This window comes from Pelotomaculum terephthalicicum JT, from assembly GCF_022410535.1.
Lineage (GTDB): Bacteria > Bacillota > Desulfotomaculia > Desulfotomaculales > Pelotomaculaceae > Pelotomaculum_D > Pelotomaculum_D terephthalicicum.
In genome coordinates this window covers 1-19,448 of record NZ_JAKNBL010000025.1, presented here as the reverse complement: position 1 = coordinate 19,448, position 19,448 = coordinate 1, and the positions used below count along the sequence as shown (strand labels likewise).

The 19,448-nt window shown below is 45.0% G+C and carries 17 protein-coding genes, 1 pseudogene and 1 riboswitch; of the genes and pseudogenes, 1 reads left to right on the top strand and 17 read right to left on the bottom strand.

The features are described 5' to 3' along the window. Window positions 1–6 precede the first annotated feature (6 nt). Window positions 7–1,707, bottom strand: coding sequence for a hypothetical protein (locus L9W92_RS13115; RefSeq protein ID WP_240084206.1), 1,701 nt, complete (start codon window positions 1,705–1,707; stop codon window positions 7–9). Between the two features lie 828 nt (window positions 1,708–2,535). Then, a complete protein-coding gene (cas6, locus tag L9W92_RS13110; RefSeq protein ID WP_240084205.1) occupies window positions 2,536–3,303 on the bottom strand; it encodes a CRISPR-associated endoribonuclease Cas6 in 768 nt (255 codons plus the stop codon). Between the two features lie 338 nt (window positions 3,304–3,641). Here cas6 and L9W92_RS13105 point away from each other — a divergent pair, with 338 nt between their 5' ends. Then, the gene (locus L9W92_RS13105) at window positions 3,642–3,944 is read left to right on the top strand and encodes a hypothetical protein (protein WP_240084204.1); all 303 of its coding nucleotides are present in this window, start codon (window positions 3,642–3,644) and stop codon (window positions 3,942–3,944) included. Between the two features lie 195 nt (window positions 3,945–4,139). Here L9W92_RS13105 and L9W92_RS13100 read toward each other — a convergent pair whose 3' ends face one another. The 15 genes and pseudogenes from L9W92_RS13100 to L9W92_RS13030 form a co-directional block, all read right to left on the bottom strand. After that, complete coding sequence (locus L9W92_RS13100) at window positions 4,140–4,799, bottom strand: hypothetical protein (RefSeq protein ID WP_240084203.1); 660 nt, start codon at window positions 4,797–4,799, stop codon at window positions 4,140–4,142. Window positions 4,800–4,834: 35 nt separating this feature from the next. Continuing rightward, window positions 4,835–5,146 (bottom strand): annotated as a pseudogene (locus tag L9W92_RS13095) (YbaB/EbfC family nucleoid-associated protein); the annotation flags it as partial. A gap of 129 nt (window positions 5,147–5,275) precedes the next feature. After that, window positions 5,276–6,394 carry a DUF3794 domain-containing protein gene (locus tag L9W92_RS13090; protein ID WP_240084201.1) on the bottom strand — a complete coding sequence of 373 codons (1,119 nt, stop codon included), beginning with the start codon at window positions 6,392–6,394 and terminating at the stop codon, window positions 5,276–5,278. A gap of 27 nt (window positions 6,395–6,421) precedes the next feature. Next, window positions 6,422–7,966 (bottom strand): DUF3794 and LysM peptidoglycan-binding domain-containing protein, encoded by a 1,545-nt coding sequence (locus L9W92_RS13085; RefSeq protein ID WP_240084200.1) that lies wholly within the window; start codon window positions 7,964–7,966, stop codon window positions 6,422–6,424. A gap of 181 nt (window positions 7,967–8,147) precedes the next feature. Further along, the gene (locus L9W92_RS13080; RefSeq protein ID WP_240084199.1) at window positions 8,148–9,119 is read right to left on the bottom strand and encodes a CAP domain-containing protein; all 972 of its coding nucleotides are present in this window, start codon (window positions 9,117–9,119) and stop codon (window positions 8,148–8,150) included. Between the two features lie 5 nt (window positions 9,120–9,124). Continuing rightward, window positions 9,125–9,330: riboswitch (cyclic di-AMP (ydaO/yuaA leader) on the bottom strand. 266 nt (window positions 9,331–9,596) lie between these two features. After that, entirely contained in the window at window positions 9,597–9,986 is a 390-nt protein-coding gene (locus L9W92_RS13075) for a hypothetical protein (RefSeq protein WP_240084198.1), read from the bottom strand. 27 nt (window positions 9,987–10,013) lie between these two features. Beyond that, the gene (locus L9W92_RS13070; RefSeq protein ID WP_240084197.1) at window positions 10,014–10,424 is read right to left on the bottom strand and encodes a hypothetical protein; all 411 of its coding nucleotides are present in this window, start codon (window positions 10,422–10,424) and stop codon (window positions 10,014–10,016) included. A gap of 81 nt (window positions 10,425–10,505) precedes the next feature. Continuing rightward, window positions 10,506–11,105: a chymotrypsin family serine protease gene (locus L9W92_RS13065; protein WP_240084196.1), complete on the bottom strand. Its 600-nt coding sequence runs from the start codon at window positions 11,103–11,105 to the stop codon at window positions 10,506–10,508. Continuing rightward, complete coding sequence (locus tag L9W92_RS13060; RefSeq protein WP_240084195.1) at window positions 11,105–12,769, bottom strand: recombinase family protein; 1,665 nt, start codon at window positions 12,767–12,769, stop codon at window positions 11,105–11,107. The genes L9W92_RS13065 and L9W92_RS13060 overlap by 1 nt, the downstream gene beginning before the upstream one ends. Further along, window positions 12,766–12,939 (bottom strand): hypothetical protein, encoded by a 174-nt coding sequence (locus L9W92_RS13055; protein WP_240084194.1) that lies wholly within the window; start codon window positions 12,937–12,939, stop codon window positions 12,766–12,768. Before L9W92_RS13055 ends, L9W92_RS13060 begins: the two co-directional genes overlap by 4 nt. A gap of 138 nt (window positions 12,940–13,077) precedes the next feature. Further along, window positions 13,078–14,067 carry a zinc-dependent alcohol dehydrogenase family protein gene (locus tag L9W92_RS13050; protein WP_240084193.1) on the bottom strand — a complete coding sequence of 330 codons (990 nt, stop codon included), beginning with the start codon at window positions 14,065–14,067 and terminating at the stop codon, window positions 13,078–13,080. A gap of 1,341 nt (window positions 14,068–15,408) precedes the next feature. Beyond that, a complete protein-coding gene (locus tag L9W92_RS13045) occupies window positions 15,409–15,855 on the bottom strand; it encodes a transposase (protein ID WP_240084192.1) in 447 nt (148 codons plus the stop codon). Then, entirely contained in the window at window positions 15,827–16,231 is a 405-nt protein-coding gene (locus L9W92_RS13040) for a hypothetical protein (RefSeq protein WP_240084191.1), read from the bottom strand. Before L9W92_RS13040 ends, L9W92_RS13045 begins: the two co-directional genes overlap by 29 nt. 806 nt (window positions 16,232–17,037) lie before the next feature. Beyond that, the gene (locus tag L9W92_RS13035; protein WP_240084190.1) at window positions 17,038–17,967 is read right to left on the bottom strand and encodes a prenyltransferase/squalene oxidase repeat-containing protein; all 930 of its coding nucleotides are present in this window, start codon (window positions 17,965–17,967) and stop codon (window positions 17,038–17,040) included. A gap of 35 nt (window positions 17,968–18,002) precedes the next feature. Next, window positions 18,003–18,887 (bottom strand): prenyltransferase/squalene oxidase repeat-containing protein, encoded by an 885-nt coding sequence (locus L9W92_RS13030; RefSeq protein WP_240084189.1) that lies wholly within the window; start codon window positions 18,885–18,887, stop codon window positions 18,003–18,005. Between the last annotated feature and the right edge of the window lie 561 nt (window positions 18,888–19,448).

Genomic DNA, 19,448 nt, shown 5'->3' with positions numbered 1-19,448 from the left:
ACCTCCCTATTTTTTTGTTTCACTGGTAGCGGCGTTAAAGCTGTTCAAGGCGGCGATCATGCAAAATTGCTTAAATTCCTGAAAATTATTATCATTTAGTTTTCCTTCGTAAATATCTGGAGGCACAATGAAAGCACTGCCCAATTTAAATTGCAACCTGTTAATCTGTTCGAGAAAGTCAACTTTCTTTCTAGATTTACGCAGGGCGTATAGATCGCCTTTCTTCCCGTCCTCACTTTTTCCTACCGCAGCGCCTATGCGCCTGCCGAGAGTAACGGCAGTGTCCTGTTCTTCCCTGGTCATAACACTATCATCCTTTCTTATTTCGGGTTCATAGATTAACAGAAAGTCGACGATTGGTTTGATATAAGTTCTTTCTGAGCCATAAACGAAGATTTCAACAAGATCGAGGATTGATTTCTTTTTTAAGATCCTTTCACAAATACGGTTACGTTTAAGGGTGGCATTTTCGTTTTTTTCTTGGGGGTCATAAAAAAGACGCATTACCTCCTTTATCTTAACCCCATTTTTTTCTATATGATCCAATAAGAGGTAAAAATAAACCGATTCGCGGAACGGCCAAAGAGTTTTTATCGAAAAAGTGTTGCCTTCTTTTCTTGCGTGCATTGTGTAAAATTCAATCGGGGCTTTATTCAAAGTTAAATCAAGAAGTTCTTCCCAGTCTAGGACGGTAAAATCTTCTTCTCCCCCCTTTTGATGGAGGAGTACCTTTTTGTATAAAGTGAAGAGAAAGGCAAAAGCAACTTCAAACACATGGTAAAAAAAACCATCAAGGCCATGGTCAAAATTCCGATAAAAATTTGGGTCCTTGTATTCCGCCTCGTGTAAGGAATCAAAGACATCTATCATTTTCTCGAAAGAAGATGAATAAGGTAAAAACATGAAGATATTGTCCCCGCTGGTATAGTAAAAACCATTCACCGGAACAAATTTACCGAGAAGAGAACATTTCCAGCAAACTTTTTCAGGATTTTGGGCCATTGAGTTAAATGAAAGAACTCCTGACGTACCAGTTATAAGAGGAAATGTTGTTTGAGTAGCTTCTTCCAGAACTTCGGATGGCTGTCCACAGAAATAGCAGTGGCCTTTAATTTTTTTGTTGTCGTTCGTAATTTTTATATTTATCTTGGGTTTCACTGCGTAGGGAGCGTCGTACAAGAGCCCGGCAGTAGTTATATCAAGTTCATTCTGATTTAGAAATTCATCCATGCTGTCCTGCAAATGAGCATGTGAATCAGGCAATCTGGCTATAGTGCGTTTAAATTTTTTGCCCTGATAGTAAATTTCTACTTTTTTTTCACTCTTATGTGCCCATTTAATCATTTGGCCGGTTGGCCTGGGCGCTTTGTTATAAATAACTTCGGCTATACCACAGGATTTTTTCTTGGGGAAGCTATAAAAACGACCTTCTTTGCTGTCATAGTAAAAGTTATATGCTTTTGTATCTTCTTTTTGTTTCTGAGTTGAAATGTTATAATACTGTTTGATTAAAATATCATAAGCTTTTTCAATGGCTGCTATGACAGCGTCTTTAGTCCCTTCCAGAAAAAATCCATCCGCGTCTTCATGGATAATCACATCCTTTTCTGTCTCGTCAAGTATCTTTTTCAACCCGACAAGGCCTGAGTCAAGCCAGAAATGGCCTGCTCTCGAAAAACGCAAATGCATTTTCTCACCTTTAGTCATAGTTTAAGGGCTTCTATCGGCCCAACTCACCTCCTTTGGCATATTTATATCAATTTAATTTGATTTGCAATTATATATTGTTTAAAAATATAATATTACTGTAGTTAAATTATGTCAATAATAATTTCTTGCAAAAAAAAACTATATTATATATTCTTGAGATGTTGAGAATAATTATTATAGCTGTACCTTTAAGGAATTTAAATATTTGCTTTGCAATTATTAAAAAATTTTTAGCCTGCCTATAAGGATTAATTGTTTTCATTAATATAGCTCAACTATCTACATAATAATTATTAGTTCTCCCCAGGAGGTTACATATGAAAACAACTCGCAAAATCCTCGTCTGGAGCTCGCCGGACTATGTTTAGTAAGATCCGGCTTTTACCTACTGGGTATCAAAATCGTCTTTTTTACCCGGCAATCCCGCTGCGGTTGCGCTGACTGCACGAGAATTTTAACACCATTAAAAAGAGCAGGCATTGATGTACAGGTTGAAAAGCGTCAGTTATCCTTTGCCAGGATTTCAGTTAAACAAAGCAAAAAGTAGATTTGGCCTTGGGTACACCTTTCAGGCTTAAACCGTTGGTGTGGTTAAACCTTAAAGAAATAATTTTCCTTTCTAATAATTTAACAGAAATCACCGCAATAAGATGTTGGCCCTTTGCAGCCAAGAAAAGGATACCGGATTTGATTTATATTGGCTTGCTGCAGCTTTGCTTGAGGCGGATAAAAAAGTGCAAAGCCTTTTGACTTGACTTATTTTGAAGCAATTTTTCAAAAAGCAATAGCTAAAAATTAGTGAGGGTTAGTGAGGTATATTGGAAATCATTCCTTCATTATCTCTTCCTTTTTTCTTGCTTTCACCATCTCCACGCACCCGTACCCCTGGCTCCCTTTCCCGCCAATCCCCGCATCAAGTCCCATCTGCAGCAGTTCGCGCGGACCTGTCAACTTCAGCCGGCAGGTGTATCCTTTAACAACCGTACCCTTATAAGACATCACATGCAGGCGGGGCCTGTCCAGCGGTCTTGCCTGAACTTCGCCTTCCGGGGGCTGTTCTCCGTAAAAGGCTTCATATTTCTTGCGCAGGTTGGCGTTAATAAGTTTATTGAAATCACCTTCACCCGGTTGGTAGTAACACGTATATTTACCTCCCTCCGGCTTTAGCAGAGTACTGTAAGCTACGACTGGCGATAAAGTCCGTGCGATTAAAACATCACTCTCAACTTTCTGCTCGTCAAAACGAACTTCATTGATATTTAAAATGGAGTCTCCAATCCGGACGTGGTTTTTGGTAAGCAGATTATTGACCAGGGAAAGGAAAAATTCCATGTCCGGTGAAGAAATTACCAGGCGGGCGCCTTCAGGAAATTTGATAGTTCCTGCTGTTCTGTCAATGAAGAACTTGCCCATAATTCGCGAGAAGGAAAACATCTTAAAACGCCTATTCCCCGCAGAGTAACCTTCGTCATGAATACGGGAGGCGACATCTTTGGGTAGTGCCGCGTAAATAGCCGACTGAACGAAATAATTATATTGGATAGGGAGGGCCGGTGAAGACGGATCTATTTTCATATTTATATAAGCATGCAAAGAAAAACCCTCCTAAGTAAACCAAATTCTTAATACTATGTTATCATCTGGGCATAATTAATATTTATCGTAAAGTATAAGGTTTTTTATATTATTTTGGCTCTTAATCGACTTTTTGCATTAATTAATTACATTTACTTAATTATATCACCATAATTTGCATATATCTACAAGATAGAACAATAAATAATACTCTTTCCAACAACAACATTGTAGTATATACAACGGTACCACGGGAAGTAACGCATATAAGCGATCAAATAGAACTTAATTTAGCCTCCCCGCCACCCACCCTCCGCCATTCTGTAACAGAATACCCCCGATAAACATAAACTAAAATGACGACAAGGCAGGATAACAACCAAAAGAAAGGAGTTGTGAACAGCTTGTACCGCTTGCTCCCTCTATTGTTTATGCTCGCTGTCAGCCCTGAGTCGGAAAAGAAACTAGATACTCTGAATTCCTTTATCATGGCTACAAAAGATACAGTGTCAAGCATTAAAAGTGGTATCGATACTTTTCATGCAGCGATGATGCCCTTTATGACAGGATCGGCAACCAACGAAACCAGTTCTCCCCCGCCCGCGCAGCCTAAATATGATGCGCCGGGACAAAAAGAAGCAGGCGATTTCGAGGTTTAGTCATGCATTCTTTTATTCTGGAAGAAGGCTGTTTCTTTTTAAACCGGGACTCTCCCCACCGGGCTGGTATTATAAATATCAGCCCGTTTTTTTAACGCGTTATTTTTCGCCATATATAAAATAAACCGCTCCCGGGCAGCATGAACTGCCTTCAAGCGGCAACAAACGATCACATGGTTCGGTATGATCATCTTTTTAGCTTTGCGCTCTTTTGCGTTGATCAAGGTTATCCCATTTCATTATTTTCGGCATTTCCCGGACGGTTTGTTTTTCCCCGCCCTGGTCGTTTTTAGCCGCGCCTGCCGCATTTGACGCATCCTTGGATGCCGCCGGCTTGCCTTTTGAGGATTCAGTCTTGGTATTGTTCTTGGAGCCTGTTCCCATCAAACCCGCCAGCATGTTCATCAGGTTGCCCAAGTCCATATTCTGCCCGCCGAGGGCGCTCAGCAAACTCATCAGCATGGCCGGATTTAGTCCCTGGCCTCCCTGGCCGCCGCTAAGACTCCCTAAAAGGTTCATTAACGCGGCGGGGTTGAATCCCTGGCCGCCGCTGCCGCCCTGACCGCCCAGCAAACTTGTCAGCATACCCGCCAGATCGTTCGGAGACGGGTTCCCTCCAGTGGCGCTGACCGGCGCCGGCGCTGGTACTGTCGTCGGCGCTGTTACCGGAGATTGTATGTATCCGCTGGAACTGCCGTGATAACGCTTTCCAATCAGATTCAAGATACTGGTAAGGTTGACCGAACACATGTAGATCAACATTGTTTCCTGGTCCATTCCATACTTTGACTGCAGCTCCAGCACCCTTGCGACAGCCTCTTCCAACACGGCGGTTCCTTTGACATCTTCAGCCAATCAACTCACCTCCCCGGAGAAAATTTTCCATCATGTTAAAACAATCCGGGTATACTGGGAAGCTCCATCCCGCCGGTCAACTTGGAGATTTCATTTTTTAACAGATTTTTTGATTCGGCGACAGCTTTGTTGAACGCGTTCGCCACCATGCCTTCCAGCGCCTTGGCATTACCCGGTTTCAACGCGCCCGGGCTGAATTTGATTTCCAGCACTTGTTGCTGGCCGCTCATCACAATGCTGAACATTCCTTCACCTTCGCTGATTTCCACGGTTTTGTTTTTCAGCTCCTGCTGCAGCTTTTGCATCTCGGCAACGATCGCGCCCATATTATTCATCATCCGGTTGTTTTCCCCTTTCCCTTCACAGCCTTATGGCCGCAATGACTCATTATTAAATATATTCGCCCCGCGCTAAAAAAGTTTATAAAAGGCAAAAAAAAAGCTGTTTTACAACAGCTTCCTTTTTTTATTCATGGTCTAACCGCGCTTGCGCATGCATTCCAGCACAACATCGTCAATTTTGACGGTATTGGTGTTACCCGTGCCGGGCATGAAGTTGAAGCGGACCATGATTGAATCAACACTTTCGTCTGTCACCGGCGTGGCGAACTGAACCTGGGTGTAGGAGTTATCCGGTATGCCGGTGCTGCTTAGCGTTTGCGTGCCGATACCGATCTGAGTGCCGTATTGATCATAAAATACTACTTCAGCAGTTAAGGAGAAATCGCTGGTCGCACCCAGGACATCTTCCCTGACCCAGAAGGTGAGGCGGTACTGGCGGTCGCCGACAATTTTCTTGTGAATCATCTGGAACAGCGCCCCGGGCAGCTGGGTATTCAATAACCCGATTTCCGCCGCAAACGACCCGGAATGAGCCGTACTGGTCTGGGATACATTGCTCGCGCCCCAGAAGACCGGGGCGTAAGGGCTGGCCCAGGCCTCGAGACCGCCGTCCCTGAGCAGGTTGCCGACGGGAGACTCATCCGGAGACGGGCAGGTCTGCACAAAGATCTTACGGTCTTCCGACACCCTGGCGGTAGCCTGAATGACAGCAGTCTCGTGGATCCGGCAGGCACGGTGCAGTTCCCAGTTCATATCCACATCAACATGACGGAACTGGATAAAAACATCATGTTTATGGCGAATCAGCACGGGTTCATCCAGTTCAACCAACTTGGAAAACGACAGTTCTTCGGCTGTATGCTTGACTTCATTATTTTTATTTACGTAAAAGATTTGTTTGTGTAAAATACCGTTTACAATAATTTTCTTAAGGAACAAATCCCTGTGCGGATGGTGACTGTCGTGATGCACCAGAACGTATTCGTCGTGCTTGCCGTACTTGCCGTGCTTACCATCATGGTAGCCGTCATAGTCATGATAGCCATGGCCATGATGGGCCTCGTCAACAAATACCGGCGTGGCGGTCAGATCGCGGACAGAAGCTCTGATTTTGTCGACCTTGATCGCCAGTTCGGGTAAGGTTAACACATTGTCAATCACCGCTTCCACATCTACAGACTCGATAACCAGCGGCACTCTTATTTCAATACATTTGACCGGCTGGACTTCCGTGTAATAGTATTGTTCGGGCATTTTTTAGACCTCCTTAATAATTTTTAATCAACCCATTGCTTCGCATGGAATCTTAATCACCTGTCCGACGCTGATGACATCCGGGTTGGTAATCTCGGGGTTTTCGGCCAGGATCAGGGCGACTGTCGTTCCATGCGCCGCGGCAATGGTAGTGAGCGTGTCACCCGCCCGAACCGTATAATCGGTCGGAACACAGGTGGTAGGCGTGGGAGTCGGTGTGACCGCGGGCACATAAACATTCAGCTGGGCTAAATCGGTCACCGTGGCTTTGACTTTCAAAACAGCTTCGGTGTGCAAATCCGCGCATTGCAATTGCTGATCCACGTTGACATATTCCGGACTGACCTTAACCTTGACCCTCATATCAGGCTCGGCGTCGGGCACTACCACAAATGTGCGGAAATTCAAACGCTGATGCAGCGCGTGGACAGCCTGGTCGGGCTTGGTGCTGACGTAAACCACTTCCACATCGGCGTGACCCCTGATCAGGACCTTGCCATTGAGAATATTTACTTCCGTTACTTTTATATTGTCTACCCGTGACTCCAACACCTTCATGACATCAGGTTTGGACTGGGGAACCTCAGTGGTTTCTCTCAGAACCACCTGAGTTTCTCCGGAGCCGATTTCCCGGTCGATCTTCAGCTTTACCCTGTCGTAGTCTCCCTCATTTTTCAACTCGGTGGGAACATTTTCAAGCGTCCTGGTTTCGGAAACAAAGACAATCAGTTTCACAATGATATCAGCTGAAAGCTTCGGGCAAGTTACCGGCGCGATATCGGCGTTTTCCACTTCCGCCCGCACATGGACGTTCATTCCCTGCTGGGCTTCGGGAACCTCCACGAAGTCACTGAACTTGATGATACGGTGCAGGTCATGAACGGATTGCCCGGGAGTCATGGACACATACAAAACCTGAAGCTCTACTTCACCGTCCACAATCACTTTGCCGGCAAGGACCCGCTTATCTGTAATTTCCACTTCCGCTTTGATATTCAGGATCTTTTCCACGTCCGGCTTTTCTTCCGGCACTTCGAACGCATCGCTGATAATAACTTGCTTGGTTTCTTTGTCGCCAATCATGTGTTCAACAGTGAGGTCCTGGGTTTCCAGAGCTTCATTCCCGGCCGGGGTTGTTGTAAGCACTTCCATTTCTTCAACATCCATTATTTTTGCAAAAGTGCTGAGCACAGCCGCCACATCAAATTTACATGCGCTGTCTTTACTTGGAGTCAGACTCACATCCTCCACAGTAAAATCGACAACGTAATCCATCCCGGGCTCGGCGCCAGGCACATCGACAAAGGTCGTAAAATTGACATCACCATGCAATGAGTGAACTGATTGATCAGGTTCAAAGGCGACGTACATCACTTGCAAAGTCAGGGTCCCATTAATGATGGCTTTGTCCGGAACGATGCTGACGTCTCTAACTTTGGCAGTTGTTTCTTTTGATAAAATCTTTTCCACACTCGGCTTGGTGTCAGGAATTTCAATCCGACCTTTTACCACGGTCTGAACTCTATTTTCACCCTGGACCAAATTAACCTTAAGGCGTTCGGTTCCAGCCATGATGGTTTCCTCCTTTCAAAATTTTTCTGTACTAATATATGTGAGAAACATACGAAAATGTGCAATAAAGGTAGTCAGCATGCAAAAAACGAAAAAAAAAGAGGACCTGGGTCCTCTACCTTATTTTACTAATATTTTTTTCGCCTTTATTGTTAACTTTTTATGCTCATTTTGCCGTCAATCAACCGGTGAACATCTGCACGAACATTTTCCCGTACGGACCGCCGCTGACGACGCCAATGCCCACTTTGGTATAATTTGCATTTAGTATGTTCGCCCGGTGTCCCGACGAGTTCATCAGGTTGGTGTGCGCGCTGCCAACAGTTGAAGCTCCGGCCAGGTTCTCCCCGGCGTAGCGGTACTGCACGCCGGCCGATTTCATCATATCGAAGGGAGAGCCGTATGTCGGCGATGTATGACTGAAGTAATTTTTATCAATCATATCCTGCGCCTTCATTCTGGCCAGCTTTACCAAGGCCGGGTCCATTTGCAGGGGCTGCAGGCCTGCTTTGCTCCGTTCCTGGTTCACCAGATCGAGCATCTGCTGCTCGTCGGCATTTAACCCGTTAACGGGTTGTGGTTCCGGTGCCGGTGTTGGAGCCGGTTCCGGTGTTGGTGTCGGTGTCGGTGTGGGTGCCGGTGCCGGTGTCGGAGTAGTCACTTTCTGACCGCCGGTAAACAACAAAACGACAATTTTATTGTTGTTTTTCGTGATTATTCCAACGCCGATCCGGTCATAAGATGAACTGAGAATGGTCGACCGGCTGCTGGCGGCACATATTCCCTTAAACGCCGCGTTAACTGTGCAAGCCTTGGCCAGGACTTCCCTGGCGCGGCTATATTGCACACCACCCATTTTTAGCATGTCATTGGGAGAGCCGTAAGTAGACGAGTTATGCCCGAAATAACAGTTGGAAGCGATATCCTGGGCCTTAATCCTGGCCAGATTTGACAGGACAGGGTCAACAGTCAGCGAAGCTTTGCCAGCGTCATGACGCGCCTGATCAATCAGGTCAGCCATCGACTGTTCATCAGCCGTAGCTGCAAGGCTGGCGTCAGCCGTTGCCGGGGCCGCCGCTCCCATTGAGAATACCAACGCGAAAATAAACAAGGTAACAACCAAACTGAACGTCAGGTTCCTGGAACGCCGCATAAATTTACTCCTTCCTTTTGAGCCTCCGGGGTTAGCTGACGGGTTCGGTAAAAGACAAAACCCTACCCATTCGAGTCATGAGATACAAGACATGACATATCACATGGAAATGCCCTATGTCTGGGTCTTAGCTGATGACTTTACCGGGATTCACCCCATAAACCGGTTCCCCCGTACCCGGATATTTTCCGGGATTCGGCCGCTTGTATTTAATTGGCTTTGCCTTAACGTCTGACGTCTGACGTCCGCCAAAAGACGGCTGTTTAAAAAAGCATTCATAAAAGGGCTTGTACAAGTTTAATATACCGGCGAATGGGGTCTCATGGCAAAACGGGTAATTTAAGAACATCCATCGTAATGTTAACTTTTTTGGGATTATCCTGCGGCGTTGTCAGATGGCCTCCAAATTAGGGTCCATTGTCAAGATGCGGCAAAAATTTAACAAATAAAGGCCGGGCTTCCCGGCAAAAATTGAGGCTAACGACAGTTGTCAAGATCCCTGGCGACTACATGAGCGTCTATGAATAATAGTTTAAACAAGGCTTCCGCTTCCCTGGCCGCGCATCCGGAAAGGAGAATTCTTACTTGACCGCCTTCGATAAGTTTCCGGATGGCCTGGTAGGCTCTGCCGTGCGGCGGACCGGCGCCGGGGGGCTCCTCGGCCCCGGTCCCTTCACTAAGTCTCAGTGCCGCTAGAAATCCATTATTATAACCTAACGAGCTTCCCTCGGTATATCCTTTTTCAAACCCTGACTCAAAACCCAGGTTGTAACCTAAATGATAACCAAAATCCTTGCTGGTATGGTATGATTCCTGCCGACCACGGGTCCAAAACTGTTCATTTTTCCCGCTTTTTTCTTCGCCCATGGCTCCTGCCCTTTCACTAATTTTCCCTTAATATGTACCCACGGCGTTAGGGGCGTAAAACACCGCCCCCAGACCTTCAGTAAGAACCAGACATTCCAGCCCATCCACACCTTCCACAAAACAAGTCAAGATAAATAACTTTTTTTTCAAACCTTTGCGAAACCGTTTCACGATCAACTCATCAAGGTTGTTCAAAGTGCTCACCATTTGCTGCGAGCTGTCCACAACAAGCGAATACCGGCCGTCCGCCTGTTTGTTCAGGACAATCTGAAACGGCATGTTCTGGTCACGAACAGATAACTCGTTGATCTTATCAAGATATTGTTGAGCCGCTTTCATGGCTTCTTCCCTGTTATGAAAACTCGGACCGATTGCCGGGATATCTTCTCCCAAAAAAGCCAGCGCCACATCACCGGACACAACCGCTTTCAGTACCATAAGATAAGCCTCCCCGGTAATCAATATATGGTTCGGCTGAAACAAAGGTGAGGAGGATCAGCTAACAAGCCGCAGCCAAAGTTAAACGAACTCAATGCCAAGCCGCTCTACAATATTGCTGATCCGGTTAAATATGGTCAGCTTATCCGAACCGGCGAACAGCAAACCCACGACTTCGCACTTTTCATTCAGAATTAACGCCCCGCTGTCTCCCGGTTGGGAAGGCATATCAGTCACTACCTGATCGGAAAACCAGACTTTTTCCTCCTCTTTCATTTCCACTTGCAGCGTAGTGCCGATAGATTTTACCACGCCGCTGGTCAGGCCGGTGGTTCTGCCGCTCTTTTGCACCTTCTGGCCGGGCTTGATATCGTTTATCCCTTTTATTTCGCCAATTTCCAGAATGGCAGGTTTGACCAGATCGGCCGAATCAAGTTTGGCCAAAGCGCAATCCACGGTGTTTTCAGCCGTGTAATTTTTGTAAAAGCGTATTTCATAATCCCGTTTGACCAGGTTGAGTACCCTGGTGCCCCCGCTGGCCAGGGCCAAAGCCACCGGGCAGTCGGATTTCGCCACGTTTTTTAACAGCGGCACATAACGCTGCAGCACACCGATGCGATCCTTCAGCGTGCCCCCGTCATAAGGCCCGGGCTGTGCCACTGCATGGAACAGGAGGATCATTAATTATATAATATTATCAGCTTGATTTTCCTATGCGCAATCCCACTCAATCGCTCTCCGGTAAAAATTGAAGCCAGGCCGTATTTTTCTCTGACATGCTCATTAATCTCCTCGCCGTTTTCAATAATAATAATTTTATTAATAAACTTCTCCAAAAAAAACCTGTCAAGGTCAGCCGCGTTTATTTGCATTCGCATAGAACTGATTTTACGCATATTATCTTCTATCCGACCGGCATCGATTAGTTTTTCATCCAACCTGACCATACCGGCCTCCAGGACGGCTATTTCTTTCTCAATCTCCGCGGCGGCCTCAAGATAAAGTTCTTCGCGGATATTTCCTTTGACCCTGTCAAGATAAACCGTTTTCCGCTGCCGTTTCTTTTCAGTTATTTTATTTTTCAGCCTCTTTGCCTCTTCGTTAATTTGCGCGGCGGACAGTTTTAAACTTTTGTCATACGCATCCGCCAGCAGGTTTTGAAGATCTGTTTCCCCGCCCATTTGCTCAATATCTTCAATGAGACAATTGATCAATTTGTCTTCCAGTATGTGATGGCTCGCGCAGCCCCCTTCTTTCCGCCCGAAATTATTATACCGGCCGCAAACATAATGAGCGGGACGGTTTTTCTTCTTTTTATGAACCAGATACGCCCCGCACGCGGCGCAAACCAAAAAACCGGAGAAGAGATGCTGCCCGTCCGACTTGTTCTTTTTTCTTCCTTCCCCTTCCCGCCACCTTTTTATACGCACTCTTTGCGCCATTTCGAAGGTCTCTCTGGAAACTATCGCTTCATGAGTGTTTTCCACCACTACCCACCTCTCCGGCGGCAGCCGCCGGGTCTTGCGCAGCTTGAAGGATACCTTTTCGCTCACGCCCTGGACCGTGTCGCCGCAATAGACCCGGCTGGTGATGATCCGCCTGATGTGCTGCTCATTCCAGCGGGCGGACTGCTTCGCCCCGGGGTAATTTTTCTCCTGGCTGGGTGTCGGTATATTCATGCTTTGAATATAATCGGCCAGCGCCCGGTAGCCCCAGCCGTTGATGTACATATCGAAAATCATTTGAATAACCTTTTGGTAGCGCGCGTCGACTACCAGCTTGTTTTTTTCGCTTGTGGATTTCAAGTAGCCGAAATGCGGCCTGCCCAGGTATTCACCGTTCTGTTTTTTTCTTCTTAAGTTTGCGCGCACCTTTTTCGAAATGTCCCGGCAATAGTGCTCGTTAGCCCACGTCTTGATGCCGACAATCTCGTCATCGTCCGCGAAGCTGTCGTAATTGTCAACAATCGCAATCAGGCGCACATTGTTACTGATAAGAAAATCAAGGAAAGTCAAGGTCTCGCCGTTGTTTCTCCCCAGCCGGGACAGGTCTTTCACCACCACTGTTCCGACAAGGTTGTCCTTAATATCGTTGATTAACTGAATCAGGCCGGGGCGGTCGAAATACACCCCTGATTCGTCATTATCCACATACAGCTTTGATTTCCCGAATTTATTCTTTATAACAAAACCGTTCAACAAATCGCACTGCGTTTCCAGGCTCTCGTCTCGTTCCCCGTTTTCATTGACACTAAGCCTGGCGTATACCGCCACCAGTTTTTTCCTGGTCCCGGCACCGGCTCCGGTTATGGGTGATCTGGTAAACTCGCGGTCCAACCGGATCACTTCCCCTGTGCCTTTTCAACGACTTTATCCGGATCAGCGGATGAAGAAGCGGCGGCAAGCATTTTTCTAAGCCTCCTGTACGCCAGAAAAACAACCATATCGTTAATTTTCCCCTTGTCATTCAGCACCGAAAGCCGCTCACGGTTTTCAATGATCAGTTTTTTCTCCACGAGATGCACCTCCTTATTCTAAATTTATTCAAACAGGGCCTTGTCCGAAAACAAGCGAGAAAATAAAAAACCCCGGCACCCTCAGGATATAATCTGAAAGGGCGCCGGAGCAAACCAGGCCATCCATATGGCGATCTTCTATTCATCCACCACCAGCACGGCAGCGCCGCTGATTTTGCCGCCGCGCAAGGCGTCGAGCGCTTCATTGGCCGCGCTGAGGGGGAAAGGCCGCACCTCGGTGTGAACCGGAATCCTGGGTGCTAAAGCCAGAAACTCTTCTCCATCCCTGCGGGTCAGGTTCGCCACGGACCGCACGGACCGCTCGCCCCAGAGGATTTCGTAAGGAAACGCGGGGATGTCGCTCATGTGAATCCCGCCGCAGACCACCACCCCACCCTTTGCCGTGGCGCGCAGCGCGGCCGGCAGCAACGCGCCATCCGGGGCGAAGATAATGGCCGCGTCCAGTTCCTCCGGCGGCGTCTCCCGGCTGTCCCCGGCCCAGACGGCGCCCATGCCGCGGGCAAACCGCTGGGCTTCGAGATCACCCGGGCGGGTGAAGGCATAGACCTGACGGCCCTGATAGCGGGCCACCTGGGCCACGATGTGGGCGGCGGCGCCGAAACCATAAATGCCGAGGTGCATGGCCTCACCCGTCATCATCAGAGACCGGTAGCCGATCAGGCCGGCGCAAAGCAGCGGCGCGGCCTGCAGATCCGGGTAGTTTTCAGGAATGGGAAAGCAGAACCGGTGGTCCGCCACGGTATACTCGGCATAGCCGCCGTTGATCTGGTACCCGGTGAACCGCGCCTCGCCGCACAGGTTTTCCCGTCCGGAAGCACAATAGCGGCAATGGCTGCAGGTATAACCAAGCCAGGGCACCCCCACCCGGTCGCCCGCGGCAAATTGCCCGGCGCGCTCGCCGGCCGCCGCCACCGTGCCCACGATCTGGTGGCCGGGGATCAGGGGCAGCACGGGTTCCTTTAATTCTCCGTCCACAATATGCAGGTCGGTCCGGCACAATCCGCAGGCGCTCACTTTAATCAAAACCTGATCCGGCCCGGGCTCGGGCACCGGCACCTCAACAGCGCGCAAAGGCCGACCCGGCGCTTCCAAAATCATCGCAAGCATTGCTACCACCTCTCTTAATATACCTCGATTATCTTTACATATCTAACGTCATACAATGGGATTTGGTAACATTACGTTCGATGGTATAGGAAAATTGGTGGTTAACTACCCCACCCTATCCTAAATGATCAATAATAAAATTACTGGCAATAAAAGTATAAATATTCCTATAATAAAACATATTAAAGAAATAGTATAATATTTTTTACTACTTTTCTTTTTTGATTTTAAGTAAAAACCTTTAATTAAAAAAGCTATGGCTATAATTGCAAATACATATGGCAAATATACCATAATAATATAAATACTGCTTTCGAAATTCCCCAACTATTTTAACCTCCCATCGTGTTAAACAGAGTCTTATTTTATCTCGTTCTATTTGTAATTTTTTCCATGTTTATATATACCACTTCATAAGTTATATATGTTATTCCATATTCAGGTAAAATTACCTTCAATATATACCTGAAATGATACTTTTATTTAGTATAAAATTTACTTTATTTACCAATATTTTGTCCATAAAATTTTTTTTAGAAGTTTAATTTTAATCACAATTGAGATATCCTAACATAAGGATAATTCCCCTTATATTAGAGATATGCAGACATAAAAAATAGTCTTTGTCTCTCTAATGTAAAGGGAACTCCCTCCCTTAATATACTTCGATTATCTTTAAATATCTTCCTCATTCTTAGTTTTTCACATTATGGTCGGATAGCCTTACTCTTGTTATTTACATCAATGTGTAATTATGGATGGCGATGTATGAATTAAACCAAGACCGCGTGATTTTTTGTATCATGGCCAATGGGATTCCACATCGTCTCCTGGCAGCAAACTCCGGGTAGAAAGGCCACCACTCGGTGGCCCAACCCCCTCGGAACCCGGCGTGCAGATTTCCCGCACCGGGCTCTTCGGAAATTGACTCACAGCATCGCGTATGAGGCTCATGTTTCCATGGATAGATTCAGTACCCGCCAACCGCTTCCCCATGTAGTAGGCTTTCCCTACTGGTTAAGTCTTACTACGGCAACCATTGCAGATTGCAAGGTAGTATTGAGCTTTCAAGGCGCAACTCCCACATCTTCCTGGGTCTTGCCCTAAATACCCTCTTCATGCCTATCCAAGAGGTGGAACGTCAGTAATGCTCCTAGACCGGGTCTATGCCCTCATGGTAAAATTCAACCTGACTGTGCTCTCCGTTTTCAAAGAACGTTTAAAACCTTCAAGTTACTATTTGAGACATTCACATCTTCGCCTGGATGGCTGCGGCACTTTCCACTCGGCGACAATGTGTTTTTGTTGCTCTACATCGTTTGTCAGGTGCCACCGGTAACCTTATGCGGTTTTTTTAGCCGACTGTTGAATATCGCCCATCATCTTCTCCGGATTGTAGTCAACTCCCTTACTTAAAATGGTGTAGAATATCCGGATTAGCTTGCCACAGAGAGCAATAATGGATTGCATCTTGTTTAGCGGGTTATTTTCCCTTGTCTGGTTACGGTAATGCAGTTCCTGGAACTCAGGGTTTTTACCCAGGATGGCAATCATGGCCATGAACAACCCATGCCGTAATCGCTTCCGTCCCCGGTGACTGATAGTGGTCTTTCCTTTATGTTTGCCGGAGCTGTTCTCTACCAGGTTACAACCGGCCAGTTTTTGTATCTGGCGCAGATGTTCGAACCTGTGGATATCCCCGGCTTCACCGACAAAGGTTGTTGCCGTAACCAACCCAACTCCCTTGATACCTAGAAGTTTAACTGCGTTCGGTACCTGAAGCAGCAAATTCCCACATCAGTTGTTCCAATCGTTCATGCTGCGCATGATACAATTCGTATTCTGCAAGCAGGTTCTGCAGGCCGGCTTCTGAAGCTACATGACCGTTTGTTCTGCCGATGCTGTTGGACGCTGCTTTTACCAGCGCTTGCGCTCTTTTTATACCTATGGATCGCTTGACAACTGTCCTCCATGTAGCCAGTATTTTTTCCGCACCCGCCTCCAAAACCTTGGCCGGTGTTGGAAACATTCGAAGTGTCAGAAGCGCTGTTTTTCCTGTCCATTTCTTAAATACCCCTGTAAACTCTGGAAACCGGATGTCCAGCCAGCGAATAACTCTGTTGTGGATAGCATTCAGCCGCTCTTGCGCATTGAATTTTTGCACAATTTAAACGAAGCATAAAAATACTTATTAACCATATTTATAGTTGTATAATCTTCTCTGTAAAATAAAATATAAGCTAAGATAAAAAAAGGAAATTACACCACTGGGTGGAATAAGATGATATTAAAGTATTTTAAAAGAAATGGGTGTTGATAAAATGAGAATACTTTTAGTGGCGGCATTTATTTTTTTTGTCTGTTCAACATGTGGAATAATAATTATAGTTCGCTATTTTAAGGATTTAAAAAGAAGAATACGGAAAATAGAAGAGACCCTTAATAATTTAAAAAAGGATGCATAGTCAGGGCATTTAATTATCCATGTTCTGTTGAACACACCCCGGCTGGTAAAAATAGACCATCCGGGGCGTCTATTGTAATATGAAAACGACCATCTTTGACCTTTGAAGCGAAAAATTAAAACAGTTTCTTAAAAAATAAAGGACCTGTTGATGAATGCCACTTTTTTAGCATTATAATTTACGTAGGGCTTGCTGAATAGCCCAAATTTCCAGTAGTAACAAGGGATTACCGGTACTATTGTCGAATTATTATACAAGGAAAATAAGCTTATGCAAAAAGCTTGCACTTGGAGGCGAAAAAATGTACCGACATTCCACTGGCCAGATGGTTTTTGAAAGCTTCATACTACCTTTCGAAGGAAAACTCCGCACAAATGGAGAAAGAAGAAATTAATAAAAAACATGACAATAGAAGTCGTTAAAAACAACCTAAATATTTTCATCGATCTACCACCTTTAGTAAAACTTATTACTACCCACCAAATTAATTGTTATACTATTCACCCTATTGCGATTTTGCTAGCATAATTCCCATATATGTAGTTTCTAATGTAAGATCATTAGTTTCTACTTTACCTCGTGGATACAGATAGAATCCCCCTAATGGGTTTACAGCACCATTTAAGAAATCTTTTAAATTATTACTATTTAGTTTTTCATTAGCAAGCTCATATGTCTCATGAGCATAATAAGTAGCTAATATATCCGCAATACTTACCTTGGTATTTCTTTTGAATGTACCCTGGTTAACAGAAAATGACTGCATTTGTCCTAAAGCAATTTTAATAGACTTGTTATCGAGTTTATCATTATTGAGTTCTTGTGATAATTGAAGCGCATCTAGTACGACTGCTGGATTTAAGCCGGATTCGCTTTCAGGTTTTTTATTGTTAAGAGCCTCAACTACGCGCTTAGTAAATTTTTCTTCAAGATTACCTGGTAGAACGCCTTGATACTTGCGATATAACTTAACAAAATGAGTAATTACAGAAATGGGCGTTTCTGGGCGATCCCAAATCTCCATAGCTGTATTTTGCACAAGTATATCGTTAATTATTTTTGAATCAATATCGATTTTACGGAGTTCAGCACTCTTGATTGTATAGTATAGAGACTCATTTTTTATTAATTGTTCCGACAAAGTTATACTCTTAGAATCATCATGGAGTTTATTTAGCCATTCCTTTATACACAAATCTATTTCAGCCGCATGAGTTGGTTTCGCATTTATACTATTAAGGATAGATAAAGCGTAATAGGTGGCTTTGGGGGTTGGGGGCGCTGCAACCTGACTTATCCATCCGCCATCATGACTACGATTTAAGTCAAGAGTGCTAATCAAAGCGTCCTTTTTCGGAAACCCTTGTTTCCAATACAATAGGATCTCCGCCACTTGAAAGGTCGCCTGAGGGTCAAAAATTTTGTATTTATCCATAGCAGCAAACCCACCGTTTTCTAGTTGACTATCCATTAGTAACTTAATGTAAGAATCTTTTTGGGGTACAATTGTTCCAAAAAAGTGCCTGGCCTTAATAAAGGCTTGGAGGGTAGTGAGTGATGGTCCCGATGTACCGGCATACTTAAAATATTCCTCCCTATAGTATCAAGCCAACGAATACGCTTATCTATTAATTCTTTTGGAAAAACAGAGCTATCTACTCCTAGTGACTGCATTGCATTTATTATAGGTGCCCCGTAATTTAGAAATTCGTTTAGATTAGAATCTCTAAACAGTTCATCTTTGGAGAAGGCTTCGGATAACGCACGTTTTGTTGATGTCGTATGCTCTGTGATGCCAAGGGACGTAAGTATTTGGCATGCAGTTTCTGTGGCGGTATAATCTGAGGTAGTTTTTTTGTCCCATGAGAAAAGACCGTTACTGTCTTGTAGATTAGTTAATGCCATCCCTAAGGCATTTCTATTAGTAGGCTTTTCACCCAGAGCATCAAGTCCTTCTACTACAAGATACGCCACATATAAATCAGGAAGTCCAGGGTTGTTTGGGTAAGAATAAAGACCGTTTTCTTGCTGTAAAGAGTGAAGCCATTTCACAATATATTGCTTACTTTGTTCTGTACGCGACATATCAATAAGTGAGAGTGTTTTTATTATCCATACAGTGGAATATAAATCAGCTGTGTCTTGAATAGATAACGATGGTAACTCAGCATAAGCTCCAGCATTATTATTATAGTAACGGAATGTACTTTCCACTTTATTATATGTATTGTTCTGCCAGCTATCGCTTTCCCATAAAGGCTTCTGCCAGGTAAACGATAAAAATGTAAAGCTTATAATAATAGCAAGAATGGTTGCTATTATGGTAATTTTTTTATTTAGCGATCTGCTGAGCATAGAATATCACCTTTCTCAAGAATGTTGAGGGTAGCACTTAACAGCGCTACCCTACTTTTTTACGTTATCTTTAGATATACGCATTATCTGAGGAAGAAACTGTATAAAATTTTGTGCCAAATTTGAATGTGCCACTTGAAGATTCATATACTCTGTATATACACGCTCCATAGAATGTTATGTTAGAAAATTCATGATATATTTGCCAGTTATTACTTACAGAGTCTTCCCAGCTAGCAGAATTGCCAGAACCTGAAATACCTACACCGGACGGAAAGCTTACCGATATACCTATGCCTGATACCCACCATTTATCACCATGCTTAACCGTATCTGCATTCCACGGATCTTCACCATCCCAAGATGATCTTGAGCTCCCAGAGTATGTTGCGCTAGTCTCATACTCTGGATAACTAACACTTGAATCGAATGAGTGTTTCCGCTAGCCTAAAATGGCCGAAAGCTGACGGTATTGCCTGTCCGGAACTTGCTGGATATAATGACCATATTACAGCAAAGGAAAAAGGATGTCTCCGTTGTGCATGATCTGTTAGCGCAGAC

Coding starts and splice junctions, on each gene's coding strand:
- L9W92_RS13085 (WP_240084200.1), bottom strand. CDS start 7,966: ATGGCTGGAACCGAACGCCTTAAGGTTAATTTGGTCCAGGGTGAAAAT.
- L9W92_RS13065 (WP_240084196.1), bottom strand. CDS start 11,105: ATGATCCTCCTGTTCCATGCAGTGGCACAGCCCGGGCCTTATGACGGG.
- L9W92_RS13050 (WP_240084193.1), bottom strand. CDS start 14,067: ATGCTTGCGATGATTTTGGAAGCGCCGGGTCGGCCTTTGCGCGCTGTT.
- L9W92_RS13030 (WP_240084189.1), bottom strand. CDS start 18,887: ATGCTCAGCAGATCGCTAAATAAAAAAATTACCATAATAGCAACCATT.
- L9W92_RS13105 (WP_240084204.1), top strand. CDS start 3,642: ATGACGACAAGGCAGGATAACAACCAAAAGAAAGGAGTTGTGAACAGC.
- L9W92_RS13080 (WP_240084199.1), bottom strand. CDS start 9,119: ATGCGGCGTTCCAGGAACCTGACGTTCAGTTTGGTTGTTACCTTGTTT.
- L9W92_RS13075 (WP_240084198.1), bottom strand. CDS start 9,986: ATGGGCGAAGAAAAAAGCGGGAAAAATGAACAGTTTTGGACCCGTGGT.
- L9W92_RS13115 (WP_240084206.1), bottom strand. CDS start 1,707: ATGACTAAAGGTGAGAAAATGCATTTGCGTTTTTCGAGAGCAGGCCAT.
- L9W92_RS13090 (WP_240084201.1), bottom strand. CDS start 6,394: ATGCCCGAACAATACTATTACACGGAAGTCCAGCCGGTCAAATGTATT.
- L9W92_RS13070 (WP_240084197.1), bottom strand. CDS start 10,424: ATGGTACTGAAAGCGGTTGTGTCCGGTGATGTGGCGCTGGCTTTTTTG.
- L9W92_RS13035 (WP_240084190.1), bottom strand. CDS start 17,967: ATGGATAAATACAAAATTTTTGACCCTCAGGCGACCTTTCAAGTGGCG.